18 protein-coding genes are annotated in these 16,858 nt (G+C 54.5%); 5 read left to right on the forward strand and 13 right to left on the reverse strand.

What is annotated here, in order from left to right; translation table 11 throughout:
- Positions 1–4: 4 nt before the first annotated feature.
- The 4 genes from BSK21_RS12380 to BSK21_RS12395 all read right to left on the reverse strand — a co-directional run bounded on the left by BSK21_RS12380 (position 5) and on the right by BSK21_RS12395 (position 3,911).
- The gene (locus BSK21_RS12380; protein WP_067550843.1) at positions 5–1,270 is read right to left on the reverse strand and encodes an ABC transporter substrate-binding protein; all 1,266 of its coding nucleotides are present in this window, start codon (positions 1,268–1,270) and stop codon (positions 5–7) included.
- 75 nt (positions 1,271–1,345) lie between these two features.
- The gene (locus BSK21_RS12385) at positions 1,346–1,867 is read right to left on the reverse strand and encodes a flavin reductase family protein (RefSeq protein ID WP_067550844.1); all 522 of its coding nucleotides are present in this window, start codon (positions 1,865–1,867) and stop codon (positions 1,346–1,348) included.
- Entirely contained in the window at positions 1,864–2,754 is an 891-nt protein-coding gene (locus BSK21_RS12390; RefSeq protein WP_067550911.1) for an aldo/keto reductase family oxidoreductase, read from the reverse strand. The genes BSK21_RS12385 and BSK21_RS12390 overlap by 4 nt, the downstream gene beginning before the upstream one ends.
- Positions 2,755–2,756: 2 nt before the next feature.
- Positions 2,757–3,911 carry an LLM class flavin-dependent oxidoreductase gene (locus BSK21_RS12395; protein ID WP_067550845.1) on the reverse strand — a complete coding sequence of 385 codons (1,155 nt, stop codon included), beginning with the start codon at positions 3,909–3,911 and terminating at the stop codon, positions 2,757–2,759.
- Positions 3,912–4,036: 125 nt separating this feature from the next.
- On the opposite strand from BSK21_RS12395, the gene BSK21_RS12400 reads away from it, so the two are divergent.
- Both BSK21_RS12400 and BSK21_RS12405 read left to right on the forward strand, forming a co-directional pair.
- A complete protein-coding gene (locus tag BSK21_RS12400) occupies positions 4,037–4,759 on the forward strand; it encodes a GntR family transcriptional regulator (RefSeq protein ID WP_067550846.1) in 723 nt (240 codons plus the stop codon).
- Between the two features lie 9 nt (positions 4,760–4,768).
- A complete protein-coding gene (locus BSK21_RS12405; RefSeq protein ID WP_067550847.1) occupies positions 4,769–5,881 on the forward strand; it encodes a Gfo/Idh/MocA family protein in 1,113 nt (370 codons plus the stop codon).
- Positions 5,882–5,975: 94 nt separating this feature from the next.
- On the opposite strand, the gene BSK21_RS12410 is transcribed toward BSK21_RS12405, so the two are convergent.
- Positions 5,976–6,332, reverse strand: a complete 357-nt coding sequence (locus tag BSK21_RS12410; RefSeq protein ID WP_067550848.1) for a cupin domain-containing protein — start codon at positions 6,330–6,332, stop codon at positions 5,976–5,978.
- A gap of 143 nt (positions 6,333–6,475) precedes the next feature.
- Between BSK21_RS12410 and BSK21_RS12415 the strand changes: the two genes are divergently transcribed.
- From BSK21_RS12415 to BSK21_RS12425, 3 genes are all read left to right on the forward strand, one after another.
- Positions 6,476–7,273, forward strand: coding sequence for an AraC family transcriptional regulator (locus tag BSK21_RS12415; RefSeq protein ID WP_231924811.1), 798 nt, complete (start codon positions 6,476–6,478; stop codon positions 7,271–7,273).
- Between the two features lie 143 nt (positions 7,274–7,416).
- Positions 7,417–7,863, forward strand: coding sequence for a MarR family winged helix-turn-helix transcriptional regulator (locus BSK21_RS12420; RefSeq protein ID WP_231924812.1), 447 nt, complete (start codon positions 7,417–7,419; stop codon positions 7,861–7,863).
- Positions 7,860–8,480: a cysteine hydrolase family protein gene (locus BSK21_RS12425; RefSeq protein WP_067550849.1), complete on the forward strand. Its 621-nt coding sequence runs from the start codon at positions 7,860–7,862 to the stop codon at positions 8,478–8,480. The genes BSK21_RS12420 and BSK21_RS12425 overlap by 4 nt, the downstream gene beginning before the upstream one ends.
- A 199-nt stretch (positions 8,481–8,679) precedes the next feature.
- Here the strand turns inward: BSK21_RS12425 and pta are convergent, their stop codons facing one another.
- From pta to BSK21_RS12465, 8 genes are all read right to left on the reverse strand, one after another.
- Positions 8,680–9,723 (reverse strand): phosphate acetyltransferase, encoded by a 1,044-nt coding sequence (gene pta, locus BSK21_RS12430; RefSeq protein WP_067550850.1) that lies wholly within the window; start codon positions 9,721–9,723, stop codon positions 8,680–8,682.
- 2 nt (positions 9,724–9,725) lie between these two features.
- Entirely contained in the window at positions 9,726–10,739 is a 1,014-nt protein-coding gene (locus BSK21_RS12435; RefSeq protein ID WP_067550851.1) for a YeiH family protein, read from the reverse strand.
- An 80-nt stretch (positions 10,740–10,819) separates the two neighbouring features.
- Complete coding sequence (gene xsc, locus BSK21_RS12440) at positions 10,820–12,601, reverse strand: sulfoacetaldehyde acetyltransferase (RefSeq protein ID WP_067550852.1); 1,782 nt, start codon at positions 12,599–12,601, stop codon at positions 10,820–10,822.
- Positions 12,602–12,624: 23 nt separating this feature from the next.
- Entirely contained in the window at positions 12,625–14,022 is a 1,398-nt protein-coding gene (locus tag BSK21_RS12445) for an FAD-binding oxidoreductase (protein WP_067550853.1), read from the reverse strand.
- A 27-nt stretch (positions 14,023–14,049) separates the two neighbouring features.
- Positions 14,050–14,439, reverse strand: a complete 390-nt coding sequence (locus BSK21_RS12450; protein WP_067550854.1) for a nuclear transport factor 2 family protein — start codon at positions 14,437–14,439, stop codon at positions 14,050–14,052.
- An 18-nt stretch (positions 14,440–14,457) separates the two neighbouring features.
- On the reverse strand, positions 14,458–14,949 hold the full coding sequence (locus BSK21_RS12455; RefSeq protein ID WP_067550855.1) for a universal stress protein: 492 nt from the start codon (positions 14,947–14,949) through the stop codon (positions 14,458–14,460).
- Between the two features lie 11 nt (positions 14,950–14,960).
- Positions 14,961–16,301, reverse strand: a complete 1,341-nt coding sequence (locus BSK21_RS12460; RefSeq protein ID WP_067550856.1) for a TRAP transporter large permease — start codon at positions 16,299–16,301, stop codon at positions 14,961–14,963.
- Positions 16,301–16,837, reverse strand: a complete 537-nt coding sequence (locus BSK21_RS12465) for a TRAP transporter small permease (protein WP_067550857.1) — start codon at positions 16,835–16,837, stop codon at positions 16,301–16,303. The genes BSK21_RS12460 and BSK21_RS12465 overlap by 1 nt, the downstream gene beginning before the upstream one ends.
- Between the last annotated feature and the right edge of the window lie 21 nt (positions 16,838–16,858).

Raw genomic sequence — 16,858 nt, forward strand, 5'->3', positions numbered from 1 at the left:
TGGATTATTCTGCGATCTTCGCGGCAACATCCGCGTCGATGGCAGCCAGTGCTTCGTCCAAGGTCATCTCGCCTGTGATGGCTTTGGTGATGTAATCAGGGATCACACCATAGATGACAAAGTTCTTAGCGTAGCCTTGGAAGGTATAGGCCTGCGGTGTGGTCTGTGCCGCCTTACCTGCGTTTGCCGCAAAGACCGACAATGCCGCAGCGACTGCAGGAGAGGCGTCCGCATAATCAATACCAGACTCCTGAAGTCCCTGATGCGCTGTGATGTTCTTTGTCTGCGCAGCAAATGCCGCTGCATTTTCTTCAGCAGCAAGGAAGTCGATCAATGCAGCAGCAGCCTCAGGCGACTTGGTCGATTTGAACGCTACGACAGCAGCACCACCGGGCATTGCACCACAGCCCCCATCGCCACACGGCGCAGGGACAGCTTTCCAGTCGAAATCAGAGATGTTCTCAGCATAGCTGTTGATCATCCACGAACCCGACATATGCATAGCAACGTCGCCCGACTGGAACAGCGGAGCCGCGTTGCGATATTGAGTGCCCTCACCTGCCGGCCAACCCTCTGCAGGCATCAGACCGCTTTGGTGCCAGCCAACAAAGACCTCTGCGTATTTACGGAAACCATCGTCAACGAGGATCGGATTGCCGCTGTCATCAAAGAACTTCGCGCCATAGCTGAACGCTGGACCAGCCCAGCGATGTGCTGTGCGGTCCATTGCAAGGCCTGCCGTGATGCCAGTTGCCTCTTTGACGTCCAGCAGAGCAGCCGCCCAGTCATCCCACGTCGCGCCGTCACCCGGCATGTCGACGCCCGCATCCTCGAAGAGGGATACGTTCACAAAAGGACCAGTTACGGTGAGCTGCGTCATCCAGCCGTAAATACCCTGATCGGCACCGCCGGGTTGACGGAACCACGGTAGAGTTGCGCCATAGGATGCTTCCCATGCTGCGCCGTCTACATAGGGTGCAAGATCGAGGTAGTACTGGTTCAAACCGCCAAGGTTCGTAACCCGTGCAACGTCAGGCGCCGCATCTGTTTGAAGCTGGTTTTCCAATTGGTCACGGATGACGTCGTAACCAACCGTTTCCAGTTTCACGGTATGGCCAGTCTGTTCAGTAAAGGCAGGCAGCATGCCTGCAATCACGTCACATTCGTTGGCGTCTTGGTAGCATAGAAAAGTAATCTCATCTGCCCACGCAGCGGATGCGCCAGCAAAAAGAGCAATCGACATAGCCGTCGAAGCCGTAAGTTTTTTCATAGTTTCCTCCCGTTTGGTTGCTCTGGACACTACGTGCCCATCACTCTTTTGTCCGGATGCCCGCCCCTCCTAAGGCTATTGGGTCACAATCCGGTTCATCTTCCCTTTGAAAAAGCCTAGCCCGTCGCCTTCCTCCACAAAGGCAGCGCGCAGCACTCTTCCAACAATTATGTCGTGATCTCCTCCGTCATGAACCGCGTGCTGACGGCACTCGAACCGAGCAAGACAGCCATCAATCAAAGGCACGCCTTCGGAGTTTTCGACCAAATCAAGTCCGGACAGCGCATGCATGTCTTTTGCGACGCGCCAGCACAGATCGTCCTGATCCGCAGCCAGAACATGGATCGCAAAATGCTCTGCGGTGACAAAGTACTGCGACCGTTTCGACGACTTTTGCGGTGACCATAGTACCAATGGCGGCTCCATGGAGACCGAAGCGAAACTATTCGCTGTGATCGCGATTGGTCCCTCATCCGTGCCTACTGTCACGACAGTCACACCGGTTGCAAAACGCCCAAAGGCATCGCGCAACGAACGCTGTGTTTGCTCACTCGGAACAAAATGCTGGATGGTTTTGGTCGGCAATAGTTCGATCATGGAACCTCCTGCCCCAGCGCCGCCTCATAAAGAGAGAACCAAGTCGGACGATCCAACTCGACCTTGAGGGCTTCTGAAATCGTGGCAATGCGTCCTAGATTATTCGTGCCAAGGACTGGCATAATGTTAGCGGGATGACGCAACAGAAACGCGATGGCGACCGCCGCGCGATCGACCCCCTGCTCAGCAGCAATCGCATCGAGACGCTGACCCAGAAGACCACTATCTGACATCAGAGCACCGCCACCCAGAGGCGACCACGCCATGATCGGCTGACCATGCTGTTGGTGGAACGCTACATCGCCGTTCGTAAAGGGCGCGATCGCAGACAGAGACACCTCGATCTGGTTCGTCACCAGCTGTGTCTTCATTCCAGATTGCAGTAACTGCCAATCCCAAGGGCGGAAATTCGACACGCCAACGGTGCGGACTTTACCGCTCTTTACAACTTCATCCAGCGCCAAACCCGTTTCGTGATGATCCATCAGAGGATCAGGACGATGGATCAACAAAAGGTCGATATGATCAATTCCCATCGCTTCTAGCGACAGATCAACCGATTTCAGAATGTGAGCACGTGACGTGTCATAGTATTTGACCGGAGCATTTGCGTAGCGGCCAACGGGCGCCACGATATCGCATTTGGTGACGATCTCCATCTGGCCACGTAGCGAAGGATTGGCGCGCAAAGCTGCTCCCAAGACATCTTCAGCTGTGTAGCCACCGTAGATGTCGGCCTGATCGAACGTGGTGATCCCTTGGTCTAAGCAAGACTGTATCTTGGACTCGACGTGGCTCGCCGACGTATCGGCATCATCAGCCAAACGCCACATACCATAGATCAGGCGGCTAAACGTAAGGTCACGGGCAATATCAACACGCGGCATCATCAGCGGCGTTCTCCAATTCCGAGTGGGGTTGCTGGGGTTGACGCAGGAACGCGGCCATAGGCGTGAGGAAGGGAACAGGTTTTCATCTGCGGTAGAACACGCGAGCCGAAATGCTTTGCTTCGTCCAAATGCGGATAGCCTGACAGAACAAAGGCGCGGATGCCCATCTTCTGATAGGCTTCGAGCTTGCTCAGCACTTGATCGGTCGATCCGACAATCGCCGCGCCGCAGCCTGAGCGGGCACGACCAACACCAGTCCAGAGGTTCTGTTCGATGTAGCCGTGATCATCTGCGATTTCACGGTTTTTGGCCTGATGGCTTACGCCGAGAGATTTCGCATCCTGCGCACGATTGCGAATGGCTGTGCCCTGATCGTCATCCAGCTTTGAAACGATGTAGTCAGCATACTCGCGAGCCTCGGCTTCGGTGTCCCGCACAATGACATGCACGCGCAGACCGTAGTCGAGCGTCCGGCCGTAGCGGTCGGCTACTGCATGAACGGCTTTCATACGTCCTTCAAGTTCTTCCATTTTCTCGGGCCACATCAGATACACATCACAATGCTGTCCACATAGCTCGAGCGCATCAGGCGAGTAGCCCCCGAAGTACAAAAGCGGGCCGCCCGTCTGATAGGGACGCACCGGATCAGTCGTCATGCCCATGAAATTGTAAACGCTACCAGCGTGATTAATTTCGTCTTGGGTCCATGCCTGCTTGAGGATTTCAACGACTTCGCGGGACCGCTGATAGCGATAGCTGCTATCAGCAACTTCGCCAGGAAAATCCGACGAAATGATGTTCACCGTCAGACGGCCTTCGAGCATGTGATCGAGCGTCGCAATAGTGCGAGCAAGCATGATCGGCTGCATTTCCCCGCAGCGCACAGCGGCTAGCATATTGATCTTGGACGTGATCGGAGCACAGCCTGCGACAAAGCTCAGCGTGTCCTGTCCGACTTGATAGGAGGACGGACACAGGATGTTTCGAAACCCCTGCTCTTCGGCTGTTTTCACGATTTCAGAACAATGCGCCCACGAGGACCGAAGTGATCCATCCGGAACGCCAAGGAATTGATAATCGTCTGAACACAGCGCCGCAAACCACGACACTTCGACTGCATCCAGATCTTCGGATGTAACGGGAACAACACCCATGACCAACTCTCCTGTTTTGGCGCTCCGGTCATGCGGCCCCTCTCCACAGAAACCGCTTGACTTTCTTTATCGCTAACAGTGTCTTTGATTTGGATCAATGGTGTATCAATTTTTTATCGGACACAATGCCGCAGACCATCTACTCAAAGAGCGGGGCCTCCAGCGGGCTACCAATTTATGTCCAGATCAGCGAAGTGCTGATCCGCGAAATTGCGTCCGGACGCCTAATAGACGGCACCCGTTTGCCACCGGAACGCGCGCTTGCCAAAGAACACTTCACCACCGTCCGGACACTTCGTAAGGCCTTGGATATATTAGAAAATAAGGGCCTAATCGAGCGCATACAAGGATCGGGGAACTATGTCAGATCGAGCCAGAACGTTGATAGCGTCTACTCGATGTTCCGGCTCGAATTGCGGACAGGTGGCGGCCTTCCTACTGCGCAGATTTTATCCGTAGATGACCTAAGGAAACCGAACGATCTACCAGAATTCGGTAAGTCAGACCGTGCCAATCGCATTCGGCGCTTGAGGTATCTCAATCGTGTACCAATCGCCGTCGAAGAGATTTGGCTGGACGGCTCGGCGGGTCGAATCAAGGCCACTGAACTCTCTGATTCACTCTACCGCTACTACAAGATGCAGCATGGGTTTTGGATTTCGCAAGCGGAGGACTCGGTCGGTGTCGATACGGTCCCCGATTGGGCTCCGAACGAATTCCCCCAGCCCATCGGCACCCCCATAGGTTTTATCGAACGGTTTAGCCACTCTGAACAGGTTGGTACCGTCGAATTTTCACGCACTTGGTTTGACCACACAACGGCGCGCTATGTGCAGCGCCTGAAATAGGGAGAGGACATGTCCACCACCACGCACTACGGCATCATCGGCTGCGGCATGATGGGTCAGGAACACCTCCGCAATATCGCGCTCTTGCCCGATACGAAGGTGTCCGTAATTTTTGAGCCTGACACGGGCATGCAGGCAGAGGCCGCCAAATTCGCGCCCGATGCCAAATTTGTTGATAGTATCGACGCGCTTTTGGAGGCCGAGCACCTCGATTGCATTCTGATTGCCAGCCCAAATTTCCGTCATATTGAGCAACTCGAAATGATTGGGGCAAAACGGCCTGTGCCAATCCTCGTGGAAAAGCCGCTCTTCACTGACCCAGACCACCTTGCGCGTCTGAATACGTTTATCGAAACCTATCCGGCACCAGTTTGGGTCGCGATGGAGTATCGCTACATGCCACCCGTTGCTGCACTTCTGGAATGCTTGAACGAAGCGACTGGCGGAGTAAAAATGCTAACCATTCGCGAACACCGTTTTCCGTTCTTGGAAAAGGTGGGCGATTGGAACCGCTTTAACCGCTACACAGGCGGTACCTTCGTCGAGAAATGCTGTCACTTCTTTGATCTGATGCGCCTCGCGATACAGTCTGAACCGATCCGCGTGATGGCGTCAGGTGGTCAGGATGCAAACCACCTTGAGGAATCCTATGCAGGTGAAACGCCTGATATCCTCGACAATGGCTATGTTATAGTCGATTTCGCTAACGGCGTGCGCGCAATGCTAGAACTCTGCATGTTCGCCGAAGGGTCGCGATATCAGGAAGAGATTTCCGCCGTCGGGCCCACTGGCAAAGTAGAGGCGCTGGTGCCAGGACCGGGACGGTTCTGGCCCGAACATCTGGGCGAGCCGCCGATCCCCCAACTGATCGTCAGTCCTCGTGCCCCGAAAGGACCTGAACTACGTGAAATTCCCGTCGATCCTACCTTGCTAGAAGCCGGAGATCATAACGGATCGACCTTCTACCAACATCAGAAATTTCTTGAACTGGTCCGCGGCGAACGAGACGCACCAGAAGTCAGTTTGAACGACGGGAAAATGGCTGTTTTAATGGGAATGGCGGCACAAATTTCTATGCGTGAACATCGAACTGTTTCACTGACCGAAATCATGAGCACTTAACCTAAACCTTGAGAATTGCGGTCAGGTCTCTAACCTGACCGCACTTAAATTATACTGCGGCGGGAACGAACGTAGGCTATCCCGCCGCAGCGTCTCAGATTCGAGTCTTTGGCGCAGCCTCGCGATCTGAGTCTCCCGAATTCGGTTCTCCTTTTGGTTCGATGAGAAGTACCTTCACCTCGGATTCTGCTCTCGGTCGATGGACTACGCCTTTGGGCACAACAAACAACTCGCCCGCCTTTACAGTGCGCGACGGTTCCCCTTCGATATCCATCTGCATCTCACCTTCCAGAACGTAGAAAAAATCATCCGTGTTATCGTGTTTGTGGAATGGATACGCACCCATGAGCTTTACAACCATGACCTCGTTTTCGTTGTAGTCAGCGACAACATGCGGATCCCAATGCGTTGAAAATTGAGATAACTTCTCTGCGAGATTTACCGATTTCATTGACGTTTTCCTTCTAAGTGGTGTTCCAATATACTTTCGACGCTGTTGAGGGACTTTCCATCCAAAACGAACGACGATCCAAGGACATAACATCACAAGACTTGACGCCGGGTCTTGAACGATCGTGCACGACAGATTGGGTCGTGACCGCGCCTTGGCAAACTGGCATTCAGAGGATTGAGGCGTATTTCTCTGGCGAGGCCTACGCCCCGCATCGCCATGATACCTATTCGATTGGCTACACAATCAAGGGCGTCCAAAGCTTTGCCTATCGTGGAGCGCGAAGTGACAGTGTCGCTGGCCAAGTGATTGTTCTTCATCCCGACGAAATACATACGGGCGAGGCTGGGACAGAAGCTGGCTTTCACTATCGAATGCTGTATGTCGAACCTTCGTTGGTGCGCGACGCCCTAGTGGAGCGCGCAAGTGCACTGCCGTTTCTGCGTGACGCTGTTCTAACTGATGCGCTTTTGATGCGAGCTATTCATGCCGCGTTTACGGATATGGACACGTCTCTTGAAGCAGTCGCGATGGACGAATTGACAGTGTTGCTGGCGGATGGGCTGCTTGCGAACGATGCATCCGCGCGTCGAACAACCCGGTCTTTGATCGATTACAAAGCCACGCGTCGCGCCAAAGAATACTTGGAAAGTAATCTGAGTGAGGCTGTGCAATCAGAGGAGCTGGAAAAAATCACCGGCTTGGACAGGTATGCACTGTCGCGCCAGTTTCGAAGAGCATTTGGAACAAGTCCGTATAGGTACCTGACAATGCGGCGCCTAGATCAGGCGCGTGGTGACATTGCAGCTGGTGTACCTCTGATTCAAGCGGCTCTGCGTGCAGGATTTTCTGATCAAGCGCACATGACACGGCAATTCAAAGCAGGCTTTGGGATTTCACCGGGTCAGTGGCGACGATTGGTTCAGAGAACCAATAGTTGACCCAAGCCGACCTTCGTTTGATCGTCACAAAGGTCGCTGCCTGACCGCTCTGCGCAAATGTTGTTCAACACAGCACGATACACCACGTCAGCCCCGCCCGATTTTGACATTGCACTTGTCAAAATGACATGCATAATGTCAATATGAAAGCAGAACAACTTCACCAACTGATTTGGATGTCACGTCCCTTGATGCAAGCTGCGGAAAGCTGCGTTGAAGATGGTTTGGCTGGCACCAACCTTACCGTCCGGATGCGCGCCGTCCTCGAGATACTGCACAAATACGGAGAGCAGACCGTGCCGGAACTTGCGGCAAGGCTCGAAATCCAACGGCAATACGTCCAGATCATGTGCAACGAAACGCTGGCATCAGGTTTCATTGAGCAGCGCGCAAATCCTCGTCACAAGCGTTCGCCTATCCTAGCGTTGACCGATCAAGGCAGCACGCTCATCGAAGATATCCTTACTATTGAGATGCAGATCATGCAGGAAATGAGCGAAGACCTAAGCACCGAAGACATTGCTACCGCACTGAAGGTTGTACTTTTTGTGGTGGACGGTTTGAAAAAACGGGCCGGAGAGCGAAAATGACAATCGTGTATATCATTGGTGCTGCGGTCCTTCTCCTCATACTTTGGCTCGGCGATGGTATAAGACGCATTGGCTCGGTCAGTGTCGGGAAACCCATAGGGCGACGAAGTGGATCAGCCCTTCTGCTCATTGATCTTCAATCCGTGTTCTGGGATCGCGGCCCCTATTCGGATGCGTCAAAGAAATCTGCTGCCGCCATCATTCTTGAGGAGGTTGAAGTGGCTCGAGCCCAGAACCATCCTGTCATTGCGGTCCGTCAGGAATGGTCGATCCCTTCAACAAAATTTTTGGCGAAGCTCACGATGAGAGGACACGCGATAGAAGGCAGTGAAGGGACAGAACTCGCGGGGCCGTTCGCGTCATGTCCTGAACATGTAATTGTAAAGCGTTTGCAGGATGCATTTGAAACAGGCGAGCTTGATGCTCTTTTAGAGCGTCTTAACGTCGGCACCCTGCGCCTCGTTGGTCTGGATCTAAACTATTGTGTGCAAAAGACGGCTTTGGCCGCCAGAAACAGAGGCTATGACGTCACCGTCATTAAGCATGGAACTCTCGCAGTTGGACCAACTGAGATTTCGGAAAAGCGGATGTCGTCGGCCGGTATAGTCTTTTCGTGATCGGACATCGGTTATTCGAATGGGACGGGCAGGACTGCCCACTCTAGTGAAGTAGCACAGTAGCACGGCCAACTCTGAGAATGGTCACTTAGGGCCGTTTAATACTACGACTACTAATAGAACCTGAGCCCAAGTAATTACCGAAAAGGCCAACAAAGAGGTTTTCTCGGCTTTCAGAGATGGGCTCGACCGCCTAGTCCTAGGTATACCCCGCCGCCCAATCGACGAAGCGGTTTACACCAGAGGTTCCATTGATACCTTGGACTACCGTCACCGCTATTGTTGAAACGATATCATCGACAGAGCAGCCACGGGACAGGTCGTTCGCTGGTCGTTTCAAGCCCTGAAGGATTGGCCCGATGGCCTGCATCCCCCCCATCCGTTCGGCAATCTTGTAACCGATGTTCCCTGCTGCAAGGTTTGGGAAAACGAAGACGTTAGGCATACCGTCAAGTTTGCTGCCTGGGGCTTTACGCGCTCTGATTTCTTGGTCCAAGGCGGCGTCAAACTGGATTTCACCGTCAATTTGAAGATCAGGCTCAGAGGCTCTGACCTCATTCAGTGCGAAATGAATTTTGTCGAGACTTTCGTGCTTTGCCGACCCCGCAGTCGAAAACGAAAGCAGAGCGACTTTTGGCTCTTGCCTTAACAACGAACGGCAGGAGTCCGCAGATGCTCTGGCGATGGATGCGAGCTCGGGGCCGGTCGGATCGACAACGAGACCGCAGTCTGAGAAAATCATTCCACCCCGCACTTTGGCCTCTGGTGCACAAGCAAGCATAAGGAAGAAACTGGAGACGGTCGTCATGCTTGGTTCTTTGCCGATGCATTGCAGGGCGACACGAACTGTATCCGCCGTGGTATGAACGGCACCGCCAACTGTTCCACCTGCTTCGGTATTACGAACCATCATGGCGGCGTGAACCAGGGGCGTTTTGACGGCTTCGAAGGCTTCTTGAGGCGTGACGCCTTTGTGCTGCCGCATCTGGAAATACTGATCCGCCATGTCTTTGAGGCGCGGATGTTCTGCGGGATCGCGGACATCGATGGTCCCTACCTTCGCACCAAACGCCTCTAGCGATGCCGTGATCGACGCCACATCCCCAAGCAGGATCGGACGTGCGATGCCCTTTTCGACCGCGATGATCGCGGCTTGTTGAATGCGAGGATCTTCGCCTTCGGACAGTACAATCGGACAGGCGTTCTGACGGGCTACTTCGTAAATATGATCGAGAGCTTTCATGATTATCCCAAGATGTAGATGCCACAGAGGACGAAGCCCCCGATAAAAAGGGTTTCAATGATGATCATCGCAATGGCGGGTCCACCGACCGAGAGCATTTTGACGAGAGACGTTTTGATGCCGACCGCAGCGATCGAAATCAGAAGCGCCCAACGTGAAATCGACCCAGCCCAATGCGACACGGCCTGCGGGATCAAACCCAACGAATTTGCAGCCGCGAGAATGATAAAGCCCACAACAAACGTCGGGAGAAGTGGCGGCTTTTTACCTTCGCCATTGGCAGCGCCAGACATACGGATCGCAACAGAGGCAAAGAGGACAACAGGCGCCAGCATGGAAACGCGGATCAGTTTGACCAGCGTCGCGGTCTCGCCCGTTTCAGGGCTGATCGAAAAACCTGCGCCGACCACCTGAGCGACATCATGGATGGTCCCACCGAGGAAAACACCGCCAGCCTTCGCATCAAAGCCGAAATATGTGGACAGTGCTGGGTAGATCACCATCGCGACTGTCGAGAGGAGTGTGACTGAAATCACAGTGAACGCGAGATCGCGTTCTGATTTCTCATGATTGGGGAGGATGGCCGCAATCGCCATCGCTGCAGAGGCACCGCAAATAGCGACCGACCCTGCGGTTAGGAAAGAGAACGACCGCGATTGGCCAAGGACGCGGGACAACACGAGACCAAAGAAGATGGTCGAGATCACACCACCAACGACCAGCGCAATCAGATCAAAGCCGAGATCCGACAACATATCGACCGAAATTCGCGCTCCAAGTAGGGCGACGCCAACGCGAAGGACAGTCTTGGATGTAACTGCGATGCCTGCAGCAGTTTTTGTGCCTTCTTCGGACAGAAAGTTAAGCGCAAGCCCCAACAACAGCGCCAGTAGCATCGCAGGAGCGCCGTAGTGTTCGGACAAGAATTGAGCCGTCGCAGCCACGAGGACCGAGACCATAAAACCGGGAAAAAGGGCGCGCAAATTCGGCCCTGCTAAAACAGCAGAGAGCATCATGTATCCAGACTTGAGTAAAATCCGCGGCTGCGGAGGGGGCCGCCAGCCAGAGGGTGGACTCTGGCTGGCGGTTTGATCGCTTAGAGGATTGCTTCTTGCGGACGCATATCTGCACGATCAATTCCGGCGACGACCACGGGCTTCTTCATAGCGTCGCGACGGAACGGCTCACCCAGCTCTTGGTTCAAGAGGACCTCGATAAAGGTGGTTTCTTTGTTCTCCATCTGACGAGCAACCGCCTTGCGAAGTTCCTCGGTCAGTTCCTCAGAGGAGGAGACGGTCACGCCATGCGCACCACATGCGCGGGCAATGCCTGCGTAAGAGGTGTCACGGTCCAGTTCGGTTCCAACAAAGTTGTTGTCGTACCACAGGGTCGTGTTGCGCTTTTCCGCACCCCACTGATAGTTGCGGAAGATCACCATGGTGATGGCAGGCCAATCTTCTCGACCACATGCGGTCATCTCGTTCATCGAGATACCGAATGCGCCGTCACCTGCGAACCCGATCACAGGAGTATCAGGGCAACCGATTTTCGCGCCAAGGATCGACGGGAAACCGTATCCACAGGGCCCAAACAGACCCGGTGCGAGGTATTTGCGACCGGCCTCAAACGTCGGGTAGGCGTTACCGATAGCGCAGTTGTTGCCGATGTCGGACGAAATGATCGCCTCTTGCGGAACTGCAGCTTGGATTGCGCGCCATGCCTGACGCGGGCTCATCAGGTTTGCGTCACGCTCACGCGCTTCAGCATTCCAAACGGTGCCCGGATCGTCTTGTTCGTGATCGAGCGAGGACAGCTCTTGGGCCCAACGGGATTTGGTGAGGGCTACGAGGTCAAGACGGTCTTTGCGGCCTTCGTCGCCAGCAACATCCGAAAGTTGGGAGAGGATGCCGCGAGCAACTTTGCCAGCATCGCCTTCGATGCCGACGGAAACTTTTTTGGTCAAACCAATGCGGTCTGCGTTGATATCAACCTGAATGATTTTGGCGTCTTTGGGCCAATAATCGATACCATACCCTGGCAGGGTCGAGAACGGGTTCAAACGAGTGCCCAGCGCGAGGACAACGTCTGCCTTGGCGATGATTTCCATCGCTGCCTTAGACCCGTTGTAGCCCAACGGACCCATCGCCAGATAATGCGAACCAGGGAAGCTGTCGTTGTGCTGGTAGTTCGAGCACACAGGAGCATCCAGACGTTCTGCCAGTTTGATCAGATCACCAATCGCGCCCGAGAGAACAACGCCTGCACCCGACAGGATCACAGGGAATTTTGCCTCGGAAAGAAGACGCGCTGCCTCAGTCACGGCCTCTTCACCACCTGCGGGGCGTTCGAACTTAACGATTTGCGGCAGTTCAACATCGATCACTTGGGTCCACATATCACGCGGGATGTTGATTTGTGCAGGAGCCGACGAACGACGTGCTTTGAGGATCACGCGATTCAGAACTTCTGGAATACGAGACGCGTCACGCACTTCTTCCTGATAGCAAACGCAATCTGCGAAGAGACGCATCTGTTCCATCTCTTGGAAGCCGCCCTGCCCGATTGTTTTGTTGGCCGCCTGTGGAGTAACGAGCAGCATCGGGGTGTGGTTCCAATAAGCGGTCTTTACTGCGGTCACAAAGCCAGTCACGCCAGGGCCGTTCTGTGCGATAGCCATCGCCATCTTGCCTGTGGAACGGATGTAGCCGTCACACATCAGGCCACCATTGGTTTCATGGGCACAGTCCCAGAAGTTAATGCCAGCCTTGGGGAACAGGTCCGACACCGGCATCATCGCAGAGCCGATAATACCGAAAGCATGTTCGATACCATGCATCTGAAGAACTTTGACGAATGCTTCTTCGGTCGTCATTTTCATGAGTAAATCTCCTATTTGCGCGATTACGCGCGTTCATCCTGAAGGTGATAGAGTTGATAGAGACCCCACTGGCCGAGGCGCCGGAACGGCGTCTTCCAGCCTTCATGTGGAAGTTCATCGCGGAAGATGGGCAGCTGCGGGATATCCGCTTCACGGCCAGCAACGAGTTGCGCCATGCGACGACCTGCTTGGGCTGAATACATGACACCGTTACCGCCATAGCCGAGCGAATAGAACGCGTTCGGAACGCCCGGCATTGATGTGATGCGCGGCATCATATCGTGGCTCACGTCCACCCAACCCCACCAGCTGTAGTCGAGGTCAATTCCGCGCAGGGCTGGGAATTTGCGTGCAAGACCTTCGCGAAGGGCCGCGAGGTGTTTCGGGTTCGCCGCATCTTTACCAGTGATCGCTGCACGCGACCCAATCTGGACGCGGTTATCTGGCAACAAACGATAGTAATGACGCAATGTGCGTGTATCCGTGATCGGCGAACGGGTTTTGAAGCCGCAAGCCTCTAGTTCGGACTCTGTCAGCACACGTGTGGTGATAGAGTTCGACATGATCGGCAACAAACGATCGCGCGTCCGTTTGTGCAGGCCACGCGGCGCATAAGCCGCAGTCGCCACTGCAACAGCGCGCGCCCGCACGGTGCCGCCCGGGGTGCGCAGATGATGCACGCCGTTCTTTGTCGTCCATTCGATAACAGGGCTATCGACGTGAACCTTTGCGCCGAGTTCACGAGCGATCTTTTGATAGCCGAACGCGAGTTTTGCAGCGTGGATGCCAACCCCATCAGGCTCCCACATAGCGCCTCGTGCTTCTTCATCACGAAGGACGTCTGCGTGGATTTCCGAGCGGCTCAGGATACGTGCGCCATACCCAAAGGTATCGCGCAACAACGCTGCCTCGGACTCCAGCTTTGGCATCATCCAATCGCGGTGCGCCACGTAGTAATGGCCACCATCCTGAGGATCGCAATCAATGTTGTGATCTTTGATCAGGTTGCGGAAAAGATCGAAAGCTTCGACGACTTCGGCATGCATGCCCTTTGCGACGTCGAGGCCCCAACGTTCGATCCACTGAGAGCGCTTCAAGCGACCAGTCGAAATCTGTGCCTGACCACCGTTGCGAGTCGAACAACCATAGGCGACACCATGTGCTTCGAGAACGTGCGCTTTGATCCCGAACTCTTTTGCGAGGTGAAGCGCACAGGAAAGACCAGTGTAGCCAGACCCAATGACAACAACATCCACGTCCATGTCAGAGGTGACAGGGCCGTCGTCTGCAGGCGGCGTCCCAGCTGTACCGATCCAATAGGTCGGTGCATAGTCGGACCCACTGCCAATGGATTTATCAGCGACAGGGTCATAGTGCTGATTATATGGCGCACTAGCGCGCCGAGAGGTGACGTCTTGCATCGACTTATACCTTAAAATCAGGGGGGATTATTTCGGTTCGATCACGGGGCGTTGTTTTCGAAACGCCTGTTTTTTCACGATTTTGCCATCACGAATGGTGAAAAGGTCGACACCTTGCGCCTCGATACGGCGACCTTCGCCATCGGTGCCTTTGAAGGTCCATTCCGATACAGCGCGATCACCAGACACAAAGTGTTTATGGTCAGCCCATTCAGCGTCAGGCATGGCGGCCCAGACGCCAGAAAACGCTTTCGCAATGGCCTCAGCGCCAACGATCAAGGTGCCAAACTCTTCGGCGCCGGCCACAGTGGTGAATTCGCAATCGTCTGCGAAATGGGTCATCACAGCATCGACGTCGTGGCGGTTAAACGCATCAAAGGTGGCTTTGAAATCTTCGGCGGTCAGCGTTTTGGTCATGGTATTTTTCCTTCTTATTCAGTCTTGAACGTAGGGAACGATCAGGGTCGGAATGCGCGACCGGCGCAGGACCCGCTTTGCAACCGTTCCTAAAAATGTGTGAGAGACGCCCTGCTCATGGCTGCCCATAAGGATCATTCCAGCCGACAAACTGTCCGCTTTCTTGAGGATCTCTTCGGCAGCGAAGCCTTCGACGATTTCAATGTCATCAACGCGGTCGCGCAGAGCTTGATCATCTTTGGGCAAATGCTGCCAGTAGACCGCCTGACGTTCCTCGAGCAGAGCCTTAACCGTTTCACGACGATGGTTTATCGCCACATCACGTGCCTTGCGGTCTGCCACGAAGAGCTGAAGCGTCATCCGCATCTCTTCGGACACTGGCTCCACCACGTGCAGTAGGTGAAGACGGGCATCCAGGGCATTTGCGAGGCACAGAGCATAACGAAATACGTAGACAGAGGTGTTGCTCAGATCCGTCGCGTAGAGGATCGTTTTGATGTCTTTGATCATCTAACCTACTCCTAGTAACCAACCATGCGTGGCAGCCAGAGCGCGATTTCGGGGAAACACGCGATCAAGTAGATTGCGCAGGCACCGATGATGGCGAAAGGCAGAGCACGGAGTGAGATTTCTTCGATTGAGACGTTCGAGATGCCTGCAGCGATGAAGAGGTTTTCACCAAGAGGCGGCGTCTGAAACCCGATCGACAGAGTGCAGATCATCACGATACCAAAGTGGACCGGATCGATCCCCATCTGATAGGCAACGGGCAACATGACCGGAACAAGGATCATGATTGCGGCAAGCGTCTCCATGAACATCCCGACGATGAGCAGGAACCCGATGACCAGAACCCAGATGACATAGAGGTTGTCGGTCAGCGACAGCATGCCTTCGGCGATGACGGCAGGAACACCATTCTCAACAAGGATACGACCAAAAATGGTTGCCGTGAAAAGAACCAGCAGCACGCGTCCAGCCAGCCAAGTCGTCGTCTCTAGCGCTGAGGTCACAGCCGAGAAGTCGAGTTCACGATAGATCACACCACCCACGAAGAGAGTGTAGAAGATCGCGACAATTGCAGCTTCGGTCGGAGTGAACAGGCCAGAGTAAATGCCACCGAGGATCACCACGGGCGCCATCAGTGCCCAGAAGCCGCTATAGCAGGCCTTTGCGATCTTGCGGATCGACAATGGTTCGGACGACCCGTGGTATCCAGCCCGACGGCAACGGAACCAATTCGCAATCAGCAAGGAACCCGCCAGAACAACACCGGGGAAGAACCCAGCCACGAAGAGCTTTGAGATTGATACGGTCTGAAAGGAGCCAAATTTTTCGATTGCCTCGACAGGCGGCTGCATACCCATGGCAGAGATGCCGAAGATAACCATCGGAATGGACGGCGGGATGATAATCCCCAACCCGCCCGCAGCGGCAGTAATCGAGGCGGCATAGCCTCGGGAGTATCCAGCCCGCGCCATCGCGGGGATCATCAGCATACCAACTGCAGCCGTCGTTGCGGGCCCAGAACCAGAGATCGCGCCAAAGAACAGGCAAGCCATGACGGTTGCGGCAGATATGCCTCCCGTGAAGGAACCCGACAGGGCCTCGGCCACGTTGATTAGGCGGCGGGACAGGCCAGCGGCCTCCATCAGTGCGCCCGCAAGGATAAATGACGGCAGCGCCATGAGGGGGAATGATCCGACAGAAGACCACGCCATCTGCACCATCTTGATCGGGTTATCCCCGAGATACCACATCGCAGCGAGAGCCGAACAACCGAGCGCAACAGAAATCGGCGCACCGATCAACATCAGGCCAAAGAAGCAGCCGAACAGAATTTCGATTAGCAAATTGTCCATTATGCCTGCCCACCTTCGGATTGCTGTTGAAGGTCTTCGACATCGACCTTGTCTGGGTCACGCGGATCACGTCCGAGAACCAGTTTTAGGTAATTGACCTGAAGAATGCGCAGCGACATCAGCGCAAAGGCGAGAGGCAGCACGAGGTAAACCCAACGCATTTGCCAACCCAAGGTTTGCGCCCGAACAAATGGTTTGAGTAGCGAGATGAAGGTGATCGACTGGTATATAAAGACCGCGTTGAACCCGAGCCAAAACAGGTCGCCCAACGCTTCGATCCAACGTGCAGTCCGACGGTTCATCCGTTCGAGGTGGAACGAAATCCGGTTATGCGCAGCCATGCGTGCGGCGTAACTCGCCCCGAAATATGCGAACCAGACAAACAGGATCACAGACAGCTCTTCGATCCACGTGATCGATGTGCCGAATATTTGTCGTGCAATGATCTGCACGAACAACAGCACAACGAAAACTGCGAGCATCAAACGGCACGCATAGCTTTCGAACCTGTCCAGATGGTGCCAGATAAACCTCATGACCTCTCCCCTTGGTCAATG

It is taken from the genome of Marivivens sp. JLT3646, from assembly GCF_001908835.1.
Classification (GTDB): Bacteria; Pseudomonadota; Alphaproteobacteria; order Rhodobacterales; family Rhodobacteraceae; genus Marivivens; species Marivivens geojensis.

What these genes read in the sequence shown, in the direction of transcription:
- BSK21_RS12420 (WP_231924812.1), top strand. Translation starts at nt 7,417, where the DNA reads ATGAAAGCAGAACAACTTCACCAACTGATTTGGATGTCACGTCCCTTG.
- BSK21_RS12455 (WP_067550855.1), bottom strand. Translation starts at nt 14,949, where the DNA reads ATGATCAAAGACATCAAAACGATCCTCTACGCGACGGATCTGAGCAAC.
- BSK21_RS12410 (WP_067550848.1), bottom strand. Translation starts at nt 6,332, where the DNA reads ATGAAATCGGTAAATCTCGCAGAGAAGTTATCTCAATTTTCAACGCAT.
- BSK21_RS12395 (WP_067550845.1), bottom strand. Translation starts at nt 3,911, where the DNA reads ATGGGTGTTGTTCCCGTTACATCCGAAGATCTGGATGCAGTCGAAGTG.
- BSK21_RS12465 (WP_067550857.1), bottom strand. Translation starts at nt 16,837, where the DNA reads ATGAGGTTTATCTGGCACCATCTGGACAGGTTCGAAAGCTATGCGTGC.
- pta (WP_067550850.1), bottom strand. Translation starts at nt 9,723, where the DNA reads ATGAAAGCTCTCGATCATATTTACGAAGTAGCCCGTCAGAACGCCTGT.
- BSK21_RS12435 (WP_067550851.1), bottom strand. Translation starts at nt 10,739, where the DNA reads ATGATGCTCTCTGCTGTTTTAGCAGGGCCGAATTTGCGCGCCCTTTTT.
- BSK21_RS12445 (WP_067550853.1), bottom strand. Translation starts at nt 14,022, where the DNA reads ATGCAAGACGTCACCTCTCGGCGCGCTAGTGCGCCATATAATCAGCAC.
- BSK21_RS12460 (WP_067550856.1), bottom strand. Translation starts at nt 16,301, where the DNA reads ATGGACAATTTGCTAATCGAAATTCTGTTCGGCTGCTTCTTTGGCCTG.
- BSK21_RS12385 (WP_067550844.1), bottom strand. Translation starts at nt 1,867, where the DNA reads ATGATCGAACTATTGCCGACCAAAACCATCCAGCATTTTGTTCCGAGT.
- BSK21_RS12390 (WP_067550911.1), bottom strand. Translation starts at nt 2,754, where the DNA reads ATGCCGCGTGTTGATATTGCCCGTGACCTTACGTTTAGCCGCCTGATC.
- xsc (WP_067550852.1), bottom strand. Translation starts at nt 12,601, where the DNA reads ATGAAAATGACGACCGAAGAAGCATTCGTCAAAGTTCTTCAGATGCAT.
- BSK21_RS12450 (WP_067550854.1), bottom strand. Translation starts at nt 14,439, where the DNA reads ATGACCAAAACGCTGACCGCCGAAGATTTCAAAGCCACCTTTGATGCG.
- BSK21_RS12400 (WP_067550846.1), top strand. Translation starts at nt 4,037, where the DNA reads ATGCCGCAGACCATCTACTCAAAGAGCGGGGCCTCCAGCGGGCTACCA.
- BSK21_RS12380 (WP_067550843.1), bottom strand. Translation starts at nt 1,270, where the DNA reads ATGAAAAAACTTACGGCTTCGACGGCTATGTCGATTGCTCTTTTTGCT.
- BSK21_RS12405 (WP_067550847.1), top strand. Translation starts at nt 4,769, where the DNA reads ATGTCCACCACCACGCACTACGGCATCATCGGCTGCGGCATGATGGGT.
- BSK21_RS12425 (WP_067550849.1), top strand. Translation starts at nt 7,860, where the DNA reads ATGACAATCGTGTATATCATTGGTGCTGCGGTCCTTCTCCTCATACTT.